General features: G+C 63.0%; 14 protein-coding genes. 3 read left to right on the top strand and 11 right to left on the bottom strand.

Annotated features, from left to right (window positions below):
* The 6 genes from ACIBAF_RS25780 to ACIBAF_RS25755 form a co-directional block, all read right to left on the bottom strand.
* Entirely contained in the window at positions 1-1218 is a 1218-nt protein-coding gene (locus tag ACIBAF_RS25780; protein WP_399466036.1) for a tyrosine-type recombinase/integrase, read from the bottom strand.
* Between the two features lie 50 nt (positions 1219-1268).
* A complete protein-coding gene (locus ACIBAF_RS25775) occupies positions 1269-1451 on the bottom strand; it encodes a helix-turn-helix domain-containing protein (RefSeq protein ID WP_399466035.1) in 183 nt (60 codons plus the stop codon).
* Positions 1448-2803 carry a replication initiator gene (locus tag ACIBAF_RS25770; protein ID WP_399466211.1) on the bottom strand — a complete coding sequence of 452 codons (1356 nt, stop codon included), beginning with the start codon at positions 2801-2803 and terminating at the stop codon, positions 1448-1450. Before ACIBAF_RS25770 ends, ACIBAF_RS25775 begins: the two co-directional genes overlap by 4 nt.
* Positions 2804-3105: 302 nt before the next feature.
* The gene (locus ACIBAF_RS25765; RefSeq protein WP_020130201.1) at positions 3106-3303 is read right to left on the bottom strand and encodes a hypothetical protein; all 198 of its coding nucleotides are present in this window, start codon (positions 3301-3303) and stop codon (positions 3106-3108) included.
* Positions 3300-4601, bottom strand: coding sequence for an FtsK/SpoIIIE domain-containing protein (locus tag ACIBAF_RS25760; protein ID WP_399466033.1), 1302 nt, complete (start codon positions 4599-4601; stop codon positions 3300-3302). Before ACIBAF_RS25760 ends, ACIBAF_RS25765 begins: the two co-directional genes overlap by 4 nt.
* Complete coding sequence (locus ACIBAF_RS25755) at positions 4601-4951, bottom strand: hypothetical protein (RefSeq protein ID WP_399466031.1); 351 nt, start codon at positions 4949-4951, stop codon at positions 4601-4603. Before ACIBAF_RS25755 ends, ACIBAF_RS25760 begins: the two co-directional genes overlap by 1 nt.
* A gap of 168 nt (positions 4952-5119) precedes the next feature.
* Between ACIBAF_RS25755 and ACIBAF_RS25750 the strand changes: the two genes are divergently transcribed.
* Positions 5120-5899, top strand: a complete 780-nt coding sequence (locus ACIBAF_RS25750; RefSeq protein WP_399466029.1) for a GntR family transcriptional regulator — start codon at positions 5120-5122, stop codon at positions 5897-5899.
* A 410-nt stretch (positions 5900-6309) separates the two neighbouring features.
* On the opposite strand, the gene ACIBAF_RS25745 is transcribed toward ACIBAF_RS25750, so the two are convergent.
* On the bottom strand, positions 6310-6615 hold the full coding sequence (locus tag ACIBAF_RS25745) for a hypothetical protein (RefSeq protein WP_399466027.1): 306 nt from the start codon (positions 6613-6615) through the stop codon (positions 6310-6312).
* Between the two features lie 306 nt (positions 6616-6921).
* Positions 6922-7482: an ATP-binding protein gene (locus ACIBAF_RS25740; protein WP_399466025.1), complete on the bottom strand. Its 561-nt coding sequence runs from the start codon at positions 7480-7482 to the stop codon at positions 6922-6924.
* A gap of 211 nt (positions 7483-7693) precedes the next feature.
* On the opposite strand from ACIBAF_RS25740, the gene ACIBAF_RS25735 reads away from it, so the two are divergent.
* A complete protein-coding gene (locus ACIBAF_RS25735; protein WP_399466024.1) occupies positions 7694-9067 on the top strand; it encodes a sporulation protein in 1374 nt (457 codons plus the stop codon).
* 3 nt (positions 9068-9070) lie between these two features.
* On the opposite strand, the gene ACIBAF_RS25730 is transcribed toward ACIBAF_RS25735, so the two are convergent.
* Positions 9071-9985 (bottom strand): aminoglycoside phosphotransferase family protein, encoded by a 915-nt coding sequence (locus tag ACIBAF_RS25730; protein ID WP_399466022.1) that lies wholly within the window; start codon positions 9983-9985, stop codon positions 9071-9073.
* A gap of 260 nt (positions 9986-10245) precedes the next feature.
* Here ACIBAF_RS25730 and ACIBAF_RS25725 point away from each other — a divergent pair, with 260 nt between their 5' ends.
* On the top strand, positions 10246-11838 hold the full coding sequence (locus ACIBAF_RS25725) for a hypothetical protein (protein ID WP_399466021.1): 1593 nt from the start codon (positions 10246-10248) through the stop codon (positions 11836-11838).
* A 74-nt stretch (positions 11839-11912) separates the two neighbouring features.
* On the opposite strand, the gene ACIBAF_RS25720 is transcribed toward ACIBAF_RS25725, so the two are convergent.
* Together ACIBAF_RS25720 and ACIBAF_RS25715 are read right to left on the bottom strand one after the other, a co-directional pair.
* Positions 11913-13556 (bottom strand): ATP-binding protein, encoded by a 1644-nt coding sequence (locus ACIBAF_RS25720; protein WP_399466020.1) that lies wholly within the window; start codon positions 13554-13556, stop codon positions 11913-11915.
* Positions 13543-14721 carry a hypothetical protein gene (locus ACIBAF_RS25715; RefSeq protein WP_399466018.1) on the bottom strand — a complete coding sequence of 393 codons (1179 nt, stop codon included), beginning with the start codon at positions 14719-14721 and terminating at the stop codon, positions 13543-13545. The genes ACIBAF_RS25720 and ACIBAF_RS25715 overlap by 14 nt, the downstream gene beginning before the upstream one ends.
* Positions 14722-14955: the final 234 nt, after the last annotated feature.

Here is a 14955-nt window from a genome sequence, read left to right as displayed (position 1 = left end):
CTACGCCGAGCGGATCCGGCTGAGCGACTCGGAGAGATCACGGACGACGGCCCGCGCCACGGCGCCCTTGATCCGTTCTTCCGCACCCGGAAGAAGATGGATGTACACCTGCTCGGTCGTCTTGCTGCTGGCGTGCCCCATCCACACCGCAAGCTCCGGGAGCGGGACGCCGGCCGCGATGGCCACCGATGCGAAGTAGTGCCGAAGGGACTTCGGGGTGAGGCCCCGATGCTTCAGCCTCGCATCCTCGGTCGCCTTGTTCCACCGGTCGGTGAAGGTCGTCCGCGACGGGAAGCGGTTCGCGTACGTCTCGGACTCGTAGAACCACCCCTCATCGCCCCAGGTGCCGTACGTGGCGATGTGGGCGCGCCACGCCTCATCAGTGATCTCCGGGACCGGAACCCTGCGGCCCGTCCTGGACCACTTCACCTCATCCCGGATCGCCGTTCCGCGTCCTGCACCCTCGTTCGCGCCGAACGTGGAGAGCTGGGCGTTGACCTTCACGAACCCGGTGTCCTGCTCCCACTTCTGCTCGCACAGCGCCATCGCCTCACCGACACGGAGACCGCATCCCGCCATACTCCAGACCACTGAGCGGTAGTAGGGCTGGATCTCGTCGAAGATCGCCTCAACCTCACCGGTCGTCGGCACTTCGGCCGGATCGATCGGACGGTAGGCGGGCCCCTTTCGCTTGCGCGCCTCCGCCTTCTTACACGGGTTGCGCGGGATGATCTCGGCCGTCCAGGCGTACTTGAAGAGCGAGGCCAGGACGACCTTCCGCGTATGGATGCCGTACGGCTTGTACCCCTTCTCCTTCTGGAGCGTTTCCCACCGGGCGACGTCGCTTGCCGTGATGGCACCGATGGGACGAGGGCCGAAGAACTCGGCGTAGTGGTTCTTGTAGATGCTCGCGTACTGCGCGCGCGACGATGGGGCCAACTGGTCCTCGTCCGACCCCGCGTTCAGCCACTCGTCCCAGACGTCGGCGAACGTCCGCTTGGACTGCTCGGGGTCGATGTACGACCCGGTGTCCTTGTCGCGTTCGACCTTGCGCTCCCACTTGGCAGCTAACTTCTTGCCGGTCGCGCCCGACTCGAACGACTTCTCTCGCTGCCGCCCCGACCGACCGCCAGGCTCACGCCAGCGCGTTATCCAGGGATGCGGGCACCGGTCCCATGCCGTGACGGGACAGTCACACCGCTTGATGATCGAACCCATGACCGGGTCCCCCTTCACTCGACCTACTCAGCACCAATATTCTATACGCACTAGTTGACGACGCGTTTGCTTAACCAAGATTCCAAGTCCCTTTCTCGGAAACGGAGATGCTTGCCAACGCGGTAGCCAGTCAGCCCCCACGTCCTCCAACTGCCGTAGAGGGTGTGCAGGGACACGGCCAGGAACTCGGCAGTCTGAGCAGGCGTCAGGAGCCGGTTCGAGCCGCCCCTCATGCGCGCTCACCCCCCTTGCGCTCGTCGCGGACGGCTTCTCGGTTGGAGGCGAGGTCTTCGGCGACTCCGGCCGCGATGAGGGCCGCGCCGGGGGTGTGGCCGGAGCCGACGTAACGCCAGTTGCGCTCCGTGATCACATCGGGAGCGTCGTTGTGGCCCACGTGGTGGGCGCGTTCGGCGCGCAGCGCGGCGTAGGTGGTGGAGTAGGCGCGGGATTTGGTGAGGATGTGGCCGCGGTAGCCGAGGGTGTGGGTCCAGGCCCGAAGACGGAGAGGCGCGTACTCGGTGAGGCCGCCAAGACGCCAACACGTCCCCATGAGAATGCGGACGTGTGCGCTGACAGGTGCCGACTCGACTTCAGCCCAGGTGGTGAGCGGATGGTCGAGGCCGGCGCCGGTCTCACTCGCCCCCTTGGTCACGTACTTGGCGACGTAAGCGGCCACAGCGTCGTCACGAGGCCCGTCACTGTCGGTGTGCAGCGGCCGGGCGTCGATCTGATCACCCCAACGCAAGGCCTGTTCACCAACTGCAGGGCTGTAGGACGAGCGGACCAGGACCCGCCGGGCAGACTTGCGCACGGCATCGGTGAGGAGTTGCACGGTGGCCCAGGCGGGGGGTTCGTCGGCGGATCCGGCCGGTCCGTCGAGGCGGACAACCGCATGGACATGGACGGCCGCCCGCTTCTGATACTCGGCAACGCGGGCGAAGGAGAGTCGGGCGTGGTCGGCGAAGTGGGACTGAACGATGCCGACGGAGGAGGCGAGCCGCCGCCGCACGTCGATCACGAACCGGTCCCACAGCTTGGATGCGTGCGCGTGCCAGAGGACGTGGCCGGTGTAGTCGTAGCAGTCGGAGCAGAGCGGTTGGCCCACAATCGGGGGATCCGGGGCGTGGAGCGTGCCGCAACCGAGGGAGCGTCCATGCTCGCAGGTGCCGCCGTCGCGGCGGGGGCGGCACTGTCCCCCAGCACGGTGGACCGGCCCGAAGGAGGGGGCGGTGAGGGTGACGAACAGCCGAGGCCTGTATCGGACAGCTGGGGGAACGTTCTTGCCGCCGAGGAGGCCAGCGCGGACGAGGTGGTAGGTGTCTCCGGCGTGGAGTCGGGAGCAGGCCGGGCAAATGGTGGCGCGGCGGTTGCGGCAGCGGACGAGGAGCCGTTCGCCGGGTTCGTTGCGGGTGTCGTAGTGGTGGAGGATTTCACCGGTCGCGCGGTCCAGGGTGGTGGTGGAGCCGGAGAGGTGGATGGGGTGAGCGCATCCGCCCGTGGCGGTGATCTGCTCCAGCCAACGGGAGAACTGCGGATCTTGTGCGAGGCGGATCGCGTCACGGTCGGTTTCGGGGAGCTGACGCAGGCGCGCCGCGCGGTCGAGAGCGGCGCGCCTGTCAGCCTGGGTGTAGTGCGGGGTGATGGTGGTGGCCTTCCGGAGTGGGCCGCCGCAGCGGCAGGGATGTAGGTGGGTGGTGCGAGGTGGGGCATGGGGATCACTCCCTGCGTCGTCGGGTGTGGTGGCGGGGGGGGGTCAGCGGATGGTGCCGGTACCGCGGCAGACGCGGCAGCGCCGGATCCGTCCGGTCCAGGTCTTACGGGCACCGTCCCCCTTGCAGTGGGGGCACCTCACGCGAGGCATGGGCATGGCCGGGGTGTCCTCTCTGCTCAGGTGTGGGAGAAGCCGCTGATGAACCAGGTCACGAGCCCGTGGATGGTGAAGACCACCGGGGTCTGGCCGAGGTAGACGCCGAACAGGCCGACGCAGACGGCTTCCCAGGCGCGCACGTCGCGGGAGCGGACGAGGAGGACGGTGATGATCCCGAAGATCACCGCGAACGTGAACGCCGTACCTTCGCTGATCACTTCGACTCTCCTTCCAGCGCGGCAAGCGCGCGGGTGACGAGGGACAATTCCGGGGTCATCGCGCCGTACTTGCGGGCCGTGGCCACGGCCTCATCCGTCGGGGTGAGGTGGGAGCGGGCACGGCTCCATCCGCCGTCCGGGCCGGTGCAGACGGCCACCCCGCGTTCCTCTGCCGTGATGGCTTGGGCGACGGCCACCGCGTCCTTGTTGAGGTCGCCGAGGGTCATTTCCGCCGTGCCAGGGTCGTTGACCCGGTGGCAGATACGGCCCCCGAGCTGGGCACGCAGCGCGGTGACGCCGGGACCAAGGTCGGATCCGACGCGTTGGCCGGCCACGACCAGGTGAATGCCGAGGGCCGCTCCGAGCTGGGCCAGCCGCAGCAGGAGCGTGGAGCACTGCTCGGCTTCCGCCTTGCTCTCGCGAGTGCCGTCCGCCAGGTACAGTTCCGCGATCTCGTCGACCAGCACCACGACCGGCACGGGGCGGAGCTTGTCCGGGAGCTCCCAGATCGAACGGACCCCGGCCGACCGGCAGGCACTCATCCGCTCCTGCATGTCGACCACCAGGGCGGTGAGCACGGCCACGGCCTCACGACGACAGGTGGCCAGCGCGGTCAGACGTGTGGTGAACAGGCCGAGTTCCATGCCGCCCTTGCAGTCGATGCCTACCAGGGCGACGCGCTGTGTGGCGAGTTGGGTGATGAGCCGGGCCAGCAGCGTGGACTTGCCCGAGCGGGTGGCCCCGGTGATCAGCCAGTGCGGGACCAGGCGCAGGTTCATCACCCACGCCCCACCGGTCTCCACTGCGCCGATCAGAGCGGAGAGGAGTTCGGCCGGGGCCGTGGCTAAGCCGGGCCGCTGAAGCGGGTCATGAGCCATGGCGGTCAGCAGCACGAGGCCGCGTTCCGGTGAGGTGACCCGCACCGCGTGCACCTTCCACGCGTGGACGAAGGCGTCCGCCGCCTTCAGATACGTCGCCGGGGTCTGGCCCGCGTGCAGCCGCACCACCACGGACAACCCCATCGGGGTGACGCGCGGGAACGAGCAGCGCGGAGCGACCGGCCGTACCGGGTCCCCCTTGACCAGCAGGTGACCGACGAGGGTCCGGGCCGGGAGCCGGGACACTGCAAGGTCGTTCAGGACGGAGACCCGCCGCCAGGTGGACACCACCCGCCAGGCGGTCATGGGGTAGCCGACGACGTACCAGTGCCAGACCGGGCGGTGCCGGCGCACCAGGTCACCGACGACGAGCATCCAGGCGAGAACGGCCAGGGCGAAGGCGAGCACGATCGGTCCCATCACGCACCACCGCCCTTGGCCTGCGCTGCCGGGGTGGCGTGTACGGGGGTGATGGCGTCGGCGCGGAAGCTGACGCCGTGCCGGTCGCCCATGGCCCACATGAACGCCACCAAGCCGGTGACCTTCACGATCTGTCCTTCGTCGATGCCCTTCGGTTCGCCGCTGACGGCGATCTCGATGACGGAGATCCGCCGCCGGTCCTGCCGCACGGTCACGGCCACCGTGTAGACGGGGTTGCCGTCCCGGTCCTTCTTCACCTCCTGTGTCTCGGAGTTACTGATCTTCACTTCCGGAGCGATGGCGCACCGCAGTACGCCCAGTCGCGCCGTGTCCACGGGAATGGACTGCATTTTCTTCGGCCTCCCTGGCCAGCAGGAACGCCAGACTGATACTGACGTCACTTGTCCTTACGAGTTATGACTATGGAGTGCTGTACGGCGAGAGCGCAACTACTTATGCTGACGAGTGACGCCGCGCGTGCGACGTGCCTATGACCCCGACCCGTCGGAGATGCCCAGATGTCGGAGATCCAGCGCCCCGGAGCCCTCTACCAGCAGGTGGCCGCGGCCATCCGCGAAGCGATCCTGTCCGGCGAGTACGAACCCGGCGCCCCGCTCCCCTCGGAAGCCCAGCTCATGGAGCGTTACCAGGTCTCTCGCCCGACTGTCCGCAACGCGGTCGCCGCCCTGCGGTCGGAAGGGCTGATCGACGTCCGGCACGGCAAGGGCAGCTTCGTACGCTCCGACCGCGGACCCGCCGCGGGCATCTCCCGCTCCGTCGGCAAAACGCCGGCCGGGCACTTCACGCTGCACGGCGTAGCCGCCTGGCAGCAGACCGAGGACCCGGCCACCTACCGCACGCACGCCACCGAAGCCACAGCCCATCAGCTGGAACTGAAGGTGGAGGACGCGCTGTTCGGCTGTGACCGGCTGCTCGCCGACCCGGCATCCGGAGCGCGGGCGATGCACCGCATGCTGATCCCGTTCGTCACGGCGGAGGCCGTGCCCGCTCTCGCCGAGGCACCGGACGCCGAACCGGCGACGGTGTATGCGCTGCTGACGAAGGCCGGGCACAAGCTGTGGTGGTCCGAGACGGTACGCGCCCGCATGCCGCTGCCCGACGAACGCACCGCCCTGCGCCTTCCCGACGCGACCCCGGTCCTGCACGTGTCCCGCGTGACCTGCGGCACTGACGACCAGGCCCTGATCCTCGAAGAACTCCGCATCCCAGCCGACCGCGCCGAACTCACCTACCGGATCACCGCCGACAAGGAACCCACCCGACGCCGCCCGGCATGACCGCGAACGGCAATCGGTCGAAACAGTCTTCACTTCCTCAAGGGCGCGCCTGCGGCGCGCCGGGACGCCCGGCCGCCCCGGCCGGGCGTGCGGCGTGGCCGCCGGTCCCGGCCGAGCGCCGGACGCCCCACACGACAGCACGCCCGAGGAGTCGAAGGGACGACCGGGCGTCGAGGGCCGGGGCGCGGGTGGCTGGGGGTCGCCGGCCTCCGAGACTTTAGGCAGCCACCATGGGGCGAGCCTCGAAGAACAGGGGGCCAATCGGACACAACCGCAGGCAGGTGCACCACCTGCCCGATTCGCTTGAGCAGCGTAAGGCCCCCTGTTCACTCGCCCCATGGCAGCTCCCGCCCAAAGTCTCTCCACCCGACGACGTGCCCACGCACACCGCTCACCAGCGGAAAAGCCCCTCACAGCGGACCGCCGTCACCGTCGACAAGCCCCGTCAGAAGCCCCGCGAGTCGAACGGCCGCACCGGGCGCGCCCACCAGACGAACTACCCCGTGCCCCACGTCGTCCGTCGAAGCGACAGCGCATAACTGCGACGGCTCGAACTCCGCCGCGCGCAGCGCCAGGTTCACCTGATCGGCAGCCGCACGCGCCACACGCCAGCCCGCCATGTAGTCCACACCACGCACCCAAAGGCCGTGATCGACCCCCGTAACGCCGGGCCCGTCGTCCGGCCCGTTCTCGCCAATACCGATTGCCTTGCTCACTTGGACCCCGATCTAGGTAACGGATCGTCAACTTCCTTCGACCAGGGCAGAAACGCAGCACGACGGCCCCGGTACCATCAGGCACCGGGAACCGCCGTGTTCCCAACCGGGTCACCCTCCGCTTTCCAGGGCATAGGGGGTGGCCCGGTCTCGGTATGTGGTTGTGAAGCGCGGCCCCTCCTCAGAGCGAATGGGAGAGCCCCGAGAAGGGACCGCGCCTCTTGGCCGGAGTGGTCACCTCCAGCCAGCGCCGGGCCGTCGTCCGCTCCCGATCGCGTGGGAGTGGCAGGGGTGACGGCCCGGAGATCAGTCGGGCTTTCGCTCGGTGGTAGCGCCGTCACGGTCGAATCGGCACCAGACGGTCTTGCCGCCCAGGTCGCCGGGACGCCACCACACCGACGAGGCCAGGCGCTGGACGATGAACAGGCCACGGCCGTTGTCCGGCAGAACCGCTTCCGACAGCTCACCGGCCAGACCAGGCGAGAACGCGTCTCCGAGCGGCAGGAGCGGGGGCGAGGAGTCCTCATCTGCGACGCCGATGAACACCCACTTGGGCCAGACCTTGAACGTCATGTCGATACGCCGGGCACCACCAGGACGAGCGAGACCGCGTTCCGGCACCACGTGGTTCACCACGTTGCCGACCAGTTCGGACACGACCAGCCGGGCGTCATCCACGAACTCAGCCGCGCCCGCGTCCGTCAGGAACACGGCCGTCATGTCACGGGCGACCCGTGCCGTGTTCGGTGACTCGGCGAACAGCGAGGCCGTCAGGAAGTACCCGCCTTCCGACGGATTCGACGCCGCGAACCAGTGGTCGAACGCGTCCACCTCGCGGGCAAGGCGTTCAGCTCTTCTTGCCTCCATCACGTCCCTCTCCGGGCCCTGTACGACCCCTCATGGCACCGCTTGCATCACGCAAGCCAGTACACGGGCAGACGGGCAAGACCGGCAGCGTTCACCAGGGGGTTCACGTGAACATCGGCAAGGTGCAAGGGGGTTCACCAATGAACCCCCTTGGGTGAAACTCCTGTGACAGGATGAACACTCGCCGTCATTCTCGGGTTGGCAGGGGAGCATGAACCGGGAGCCGAACGCGCACTTAATCGCAGCCATGACCGAGGCTCAGGTCTCGAACAAGGGGCTTGCCAAGCGCATGCAGGATGCCGCCGCCAAACGCGGCATCAATCTCGGGACAACTCACATCGCAATCCAGAGATGGCGCGACGGCTCCGGCATCAAGCCCGGGACGGCAGCGATCATGGCCGACGTTCTCTCGGCCAAGCTCGGACGCCGAGTCTCCCCCGGCGATCTCGGCTTCTTCGACCACACCAGGGCAAGCTCACCGGAGCCAACCGGCTACCCCAGCACGCTCCCAGAGGCCCTAGATGTGCTTGACGGACTCGCCCAGGAGCGCGCCGACGCGTCTACGACGGACCATCTGATCGTCTCGGACGCCGACCTCAGCTCAGCGGTCCTGTCATGGATGATCGCCCGCCCCGACGGCATCGAGACCGATCGGCCGGCGCAACAGCGCGTCGGCATGCGTGACGTGCGCGCGATCAGGGACGCCGCCGCTACCTTCATGCAGCTCGACTTCAAGTACGGCGGAGGCCACGGCCACCGGGCGTTACGTCACTACTTCCGCTACGAGGTCCTGCCCCTGCTGAGCGTGAGCTACAGCGCGAAGGTGGGAACGGCCCTGTTCGGTGCCGCAGCCGAGGTCTCCCAACTACTGGCGTGGACCGCGTACGACACCGGCAACCACCGACTTGCCCACCGCTACCTCACATCCACGCTGCGCCTGTCGCAGGTCATCGACGACCGAATGTTCGGGGCCCGCATCCTCGGCAACCTCAGCCACCAGGCGAACTACTTGGGCAACCACGCCCAAGCCATCCAGCTTGCCCGCGCCGCAGTCGAGGGCGCCAAGGGACGAGCCACCCCACGCGCCATGGCGAACTACGCAGCCATGGAAGCCCGCGCCCTGTCCAACGCGGGCGACCGCATCGCAGCTACCCGTGCAATGAACGAGGCCGCACGACACTTCGAGCGCGCCGACTCCGCCGAGGACCCAGCCTGGCTCGCCTATTTCGACGAAGCCGAACTCATGGGCGAACTCTGCCACTGCTTCCGCGACCTCAAGATGCGACGTGAAGCCGCCGAGCAGGCCCAACGAGCCGTGGACAGCACCGACCCGAAGTACGCCCGAACCCTCGGCTTCTGCCGCATGGTGCTGGCCCAGAGCCAGTTACTCAACGGCGAGGTAGAGGCCGCCCTCACAACCGCGAGCCTCGCAGTCGAGGGCGGCGACTCCCTTCAGTCCTCACGCTTCCAGCGCTACGTCACCGACTTCCAGCGCGAGATCGGCGTACACGCGACGACGCCGGCCGTGGCCGCCTTCAACGAGAAGGTGAACGACGCGTTCGCCCGCCTGGACGAGGACGACTGACAGCTACCAGGGCCGCCAGTCCCGAGGCCCCTGATCATCCCGGAGGCCGGCGATACGCCGCCGGTACTCAGCCGCCGTCTCCTCGTTCTCCCGCACGTTCTGCATGAGCCACGTCGTCATACCGAACTCTTGCAGCCCACGCAGGGTCTCGTACCCGTGCCAGTCGTACAGATCCCGCCCGTACGCGGCGACGAAATCAGCGTACTGCGCATCGGTCTGCCAGCCGAGACTGTGATGCTCCACGGACGTCACCATGAGATCCCACTCAGGATGGTCGAAGCAGAACGCCTCGAAGTCGATCAGGACCACCCGCCCCTGGTCATCCACCATCAGGTTCTGCACGTGCGCATCCCCGTGCACCGGCCCCTTGGGCGACTCGAACCGCAGCTCCGCGTACTTGTCCCGCAGCTCCCGCCACCGCTTCCGCAGAAAGGCCCGGTCATCCTCCGGGATCGCAGCCTTGTCGATCCGCAGTTCCTGCTTCCCGAAGGGATCAAACGACGGCAGGTCGAGGCCGGCGGGAACGGTCAGCGAGTGCAGGTCTTGCAGGATCCCGCCCAGCTCCCCGTATGTAGCCTTGCGGTCCCCCTCGACGATCAGATGCCAGAACGTCACAGGGTGCCCGTCCACCAAGAGCGGCTGTTCGACATCCTCCACGATGCGAGCGGCCGAGAACCCCTCTACTGCAAGCCACCGGGCCACAGCCACTTCCTTGCGCGCCGTGGACATCCACTCCTTGCCCCGCGCGATGCGTACGACCATCGGCACCGAGGCCAGCCGGAACAACGCGTTCTCCCCGAAGCGGATCAGCTCCGCGCCTCTGTCGTCGAGCCCAGCCGTCCGGCACGCGGCACGTAACACCCGCGCAGCCCCAGCCGACGTGAACCCCTCGTCCGTGCGAGCAGCGTCAACCGCCATGCCCGTACCAGCTCCCCTAGTCGCGCGCGATCAACCAGCGCACGCTCACAGGCGACCAACCCGACGCACGCCAGACACGACTACGACCGTACCCGGGGCAACCCCGCGTGCACGAGAGTGACCATGGGCAAGCAAGTCAGAAAATCACAGAACGAAGAACTCTTTAAGGTGAATTCTATCCGCCAAGGGGTGCACAAAAGGCATACCTATAATGATCACCTGGAATAGGGATTACATCCGTCTAGAACACTGGAGCTGTCATGGGGAAGCCATTCGACTCATTCGATAACGCCGCGGTAGCACTGCTAACAGATATGCCTTTGTGGCGACTGCGAGCGATTGAGCGAATCGAACTGTCGAGCGCGTTCTGGTCTGAACGTCATCGAGAAATCCATGTGAGGTCGCTCAAAGAAGTTCTGCATGAGGATTCAGATCGAGCGGAATGGATGCGAGGCAGGCTGTCTGAGATGACTTCGCTAACCCTAGACGGTAGCAACGAAATCGAGCTCATTCTACCCGTCACGGAAATGCCGAAGATCCCTCTACTTGACCTAAGGATCACCGTGGCGGGAAAGCAGGTTCATCGCCTATCTAAAGATGAAAGTGCAAGAATTGCAGCCAAATATGTCATTCAGTTGGCTAGAGGTGCTGATCTTATGCCGACCAATCATGAGCCAGTGCATCTAATCGACTTCCTGACCTTCCTATTTTACCATCCGTCCGAGCCCTATGAGCGCATCGTGAGGAAGTATGACCTTATCGGCTACCATGACCGCACGGGATATCCTGAATTCCTGCCTCAAAGGGAATACCTGCAATCGAAAGAGTTGGACATTCCATTCAATGTAGAGCGTCCATTTCCATCATGGAAGCATGAAGCTGAAGAAATCAACAAGGTAGCCCGGCATTACGTCATTGCAGATTACCTCAGCGGTACAGAACATCCGATTATCGGAATTCCGTATTTCATTGAGGAATTGAAACGCAGGCGCGATAGATTCCGGCAGCACGCTGATGTTCGCCAACCCGAGATGCAAGACGTTAGCAACCTTCTGGCCTACATTCGAACTGCAGTTGTGGAGGCATACAATAATGGAAAGCCCACTCCTGAAGCGCATCGATTTCTTATCGCATACTTCGCCTACGGATACCGATGGATGACCTTTGTGAGGTGCAGGGTACCATTCAATAAATCTTTCGCCATCACGGTAGAGGACCGGAGAGCGATCTACTTCCGGCCCGAACGAGACCTGGACCGGCACGGGTCAATGGCGAGGCTCTTCAAGCAACACTCATGGCACATGGTGGCTTTTGCCGACGCGGAGACCAACCACGTGAGCATTCGAGTTTCCGACCCATCAGTTCTTCTAAAAACATCGAATGGATGGCCCAGGGTTAGCGATGAGAACAAGAGAGATATTACCGAGGACAGAGTCGACGAGGAAGAGCGCACGTTCGAGCTGTATCTTCGTCAAGATTCTACGGAGTGCCGGCGTGAGCGCTTCTATATTGAAGCGCCGCTACGCCTTACCAGAATCCAATCATGGATGCTTAATCTCACAATTCTGATCACACTGTTTGCCTTCTGCTTGCTAGTCAGGCGCATCACTGCGGACGCGCCTGATTTTGTCAAGGACAAGTTCGTGGTGCCCAGTCATGGACTAACCGCCAAAGATCTAAGTGTCATCCTTGTCCCGGTCGCGTTCGCCGCAGCCTTCCTCCTAATTAGAGACACATCAACGCTAAGCATGCGGATTCGCCAGGTTCGTCAAACCATCCTGATGGTAGCTCTATTTGCGCTCTTGGCTGCTGCCTTCTTCCTGATGTGGACTCATTACATCAAGATCGGTTAGTCATTGTTATGCACGCGCGGCCCGGCTGCGGCCCGTAGAGAAGACGATCGCTGATACTCCTCATCTCCTAGTGTTTAGTGCTCCCAATCGGCAACGATCGGCGGGAACAGTACGTCGTGCCAAGGGCGCACCCATTCCTGAAGGTATCGCACGTCGCTTGACGAAGGAACCGGCAGAGCTTCCTCCAGGCATACGAGCGAAGGCATTACAGCGGCATCTCCGATGAGCAGTGCCTCACCTGAGGAAAGCATGGGTAGTGACTGAGTCAACGGCCCGAGAGAGTCAGGAATTAGTCGCTTGACATAGTTCTGATCCTCGGGGTTCGTCAATCGCATTGCTAGAAAGTTGCTGCACTGAGAAAAGATTGTCTCGGAGATTTCCGATGGCCTTTGGCTGACAATTGCTGCCGTGATGCCGTACTTGCGCCCCTCTTTAGCGATTCTTTCAATCGCGGTCCGGGCGGCGTTATATTTTGCTGGCCCACCCTTTGGGACATATTTGTGAGCTTCCTCATACACCACCAAAAGCGGGGTATCCGTTCGCATTTCAGGGTGCGTCTTCTTGTAGTAGTAGGCATAGTCGAAGAGGAGTCGTGAAATGAGCGAAACAGTGATGCTCAAAACCTCGAAGGGGACACCACTGAGGTCGATTACGGTTACATTTGATGTGGATCCATTCGTGTAACCGGTAAATTGCCGCAATGTCTCCTCAAGCGTCGTTTCTTGCGCTCTCTTTCCCATCAAGAAGTCGAGCCTTCGATCGTGAACGCGATTCTCCAGGCGAGTGATGAAATTATCCAGCTTTCCATGCAATTGTCCTTGCTTTTGGCCGCGCGCCCCGTCAATCATCTCCTCATTTTTGTTGCGGACCGCCCTAAGCACGTCTTCAAAATCAAACCTTAGAGGTGAGTCGTAGTGAATTCGCTCCCTCAGCTTCTCTTCGCCATCAAAGTGCGCTCGACGACTATCGGTCACCGCGCGCTTCAAGACGGCGACTTGGTTGTGAGATTGTTCTTCCCTGCTCTCGATCAGGAGATCTTGGAGCTCCTCCGAATTCAGCAACCAGAAGGGCAGTGTGAGCTGATCAACATTGAGAAAGGTCGCGTCAGGAAATGCAGTCTGATATTCGCAGTGAATGTCAAAAATTACGATGTGTGTGTTATTGAGCCGGTAGTCTCCGTGGCGGGAATCTCTTATGCTGGTTGCAGTTTGAATGATCCTAGCCATCGCATGCGACTTTCCAGATCCAGTGGAACCAACAATCGCGAGGTGCCGGTTAAAGAACTTGTCTCCGTCAACTGGGACATCAACGTGGCGTTCGTGTGCCAGTTGAGCAAACAGGAACTTCTTTTCATCCGGAACGGTGTCGTATACCTTTTGAACTTCGCTGCGTGTGGCCACTTCGACCGATTTAGGAGGGATGGCAATGCTGCCTCCGCCCCTCTCAAAGTTGTCATCTGCGTCGAGGAATCCGAGCGGAAGTGCTTCCAGGATGTACACCCGCTGGTGTTCCGAAGGCCCCGATCCATTTCCCGAAGAAACCGGCTTGAGCTCGATTGAGAAGTTTTCAATGATTGCAATGATGGAACAATCGGCGCTATCGAATACTCGCAAATACGAGCCAACCTTAAGCGGATCCCCCTCGGACAGCTCCTTAATGTCAGTGACGGCGATCTTAATACGATCGGGGTAGACTCCGACAACCTCAGCGCTTGACACTGCTTCCCCCAGTCTTGAAAACTTCACACAGGTCAGAAGGTGACTCCACGATCACATGTCGAACCCTGGCGTCACGGAATTGGTTCTCGGATGGGTCAGTGAGGTAGAAGTCGTGTACTTCATTTATTTTCACCTGACCGACCATTTGTGCCAGTAGCGGGTAATCGACCAGCTTGATTCCATGGCCGGGGAGGGGCGGGGAAACGAGACTTTGGACGCTGAAATCTGCACCGCCATAGTCAAACCCGTCATGAAAGTGCTCTCTTTGCTGCCACAGAGCATGCTTAAGTGAGATCAATTCGACAGGACCGCGGAAGCTTACGTATGGTGCCGGTGACTCGCCGGCGAAGTATCGACGACGGAGGCACACCACAACGTCAACCAGATCCAGCGGGTGAGTCTGATCGTCGCATTCGATGATGAGGAGTCGCTCTCGTGGGGGCACATGTGCGGTGGCGCTTTTGTACTGCTCGCGAAGCAGTCTCAAGTACTTTTCATGGCCGCAGATCTGAGCGTAACTGGCTTCGAACACGGCTGCACGAGCCTGATGCACTAGATCCCTCAGATCGCGAAGTGTGATTCTCCGTTCTCCGGGTGGCCGTTTCAGGATGACATCACGCAGGTAGCCATGAATGACAGCATGCCAGCAAAAGGCTTCTGCTTCGTTCCGGGCCCGAAGTGCTCTCTTCAGGTGATTAATGACTGTACTGAATTGTGAAACGAAGTCCGGAGCGAAAATTACCTCGAAGGATTTCGTGAACCACTCTTTGATGTCATTGCTGTAGTCCTTGGAAAATTCTCCCAGGGCACTTTCGAGTTCTTCCCTGCTGAGTCGCAGTGTCCCGCCCGGAGTTCGGTCGGGGAAATGACCGTAGAGTGCGAATCTCGCGGTATTGTCGGCGGAGAACTGGTGCACCATTTGCTGGACCGCTGGCGCAATCCGCGAAAGGCTATAGGGAACACTTCTGTGTTTGACCTGGATATGGAAGGTGTGAACGCCGATATCTTGTGCACCCTCGATCTCGACGGCGACACCGGGGTTCGTCAGAACTTGTAGAAGAGACGCGTCGAACTGAAAAGCGAAGCCTTTGATGGCATGGTGTCCTCCGTCAGAGGACCGTTTCTTACCGCCCAGCGTCGTGCACCCCTCCCAGTGTTGCGGCAAGGTCCCGGGGCAGGCGCAGAGGGAGTGTGTGAGCCACCGTGACGTATGTTGCCAACCACCCAACATGGTACGCGTGGTGGCACATCGGCGCGGTCGCTTGCCGGCCGGGGGTGGGCCAGCATCATGCGAGCATCCTTTAAGTGGACGTTAAGTCCGATCTTCCCCGGTTCGTGATCGCTCGATCGTGGGACTGATACTCGTCCGGGGCGACTGCTCGTCATGCCCATGCTGGGA

This window comes from Streptomyces sp. NPDC051677, from assembly GCF_044453465.1.
GTDB lineage: Bacteria > Actinomycetota > Actinomycetes > Streptomycetales > Streptomycetaceae > Streptomyces.
Note: the sequence above shows the minus strand (reverse complement) of the source record. Positions and strands in the feature narration are given on the sequence as shown.

What these genes read in the sequence shown, in the direction of transcription:
- ACIBAF_RS25780 (WP_399466036.1), bottom strand. Translation starts at nt 1,218, where the DNA reads ATGGGTTCGATCATCAAGCGGTGTGACTGTCCCGTCACGGCATGGGAC.
- ACIBAF_RS25775 (WP_399466035.1), bottom strand. Translation starts at nt 1,451, where the DNA reads ATGAGGGGCGGCTCGAACCGGCTCCTGACGCCTGCTCAGACTGCCGAG.
- ACIBAF_RS25760 (WP_399466033.1), bottom strand. Translation starts at nt 4,601, where the DNA reads ATGGGACCGATCGTGCTCGCCTTCGCCCTGGCCGTTCTCGCCTGGATG.
- ACIBAF_RS25755 (WP_399466031.1), bottom strand. Translation starts at nt 4,951, where the DNA reads ATGCAGTCCATTCCCGTGGACACGGCGCGACTGGGCGTACTGCGGTGC.
- ACIBAF_RS25750 (WP_399466029.1), top strand. Translation starts at nt 5,120, where the DNA reads ATGTCGGAGATCCAGCGCCCCGGAGCCCTCTACCAGCAGGTGGCCGCG.
- ACIBAF_RS25740 (WP_399466025.1), bottom strand. Translation starts at nt 7,482, where the DNA reads ATGGAGGCAAGAAGAGCTGAACGCCTTGCCCGCGAGGTGGACGCGTTC.
- ACIBAF_RS25735 (WP_399466024.1), top strand. Translation starts at nt 7,694, where the DNA reads ATGAACCGGGAGCCGAACGCGCACTTAATCGCAGCCATGACCGAGGCT.
- ACIBAF_RS25730 (WP_399466022.1), bottom strand. Translation starts at nt 9,985, where the DNA reads ATGGCGGTTGACGCTGCTCGCACGGACGAGGGGTTCACGTCGGCTGGG.
- ACIBAF_RS25725 (WP_399466021.1), top strand. Translation starts at nt 10,246, where the DNA reads ATGGGGAAGCCATTCGACTCATTCGATAACGCCGCGGTAGCACTGCTA.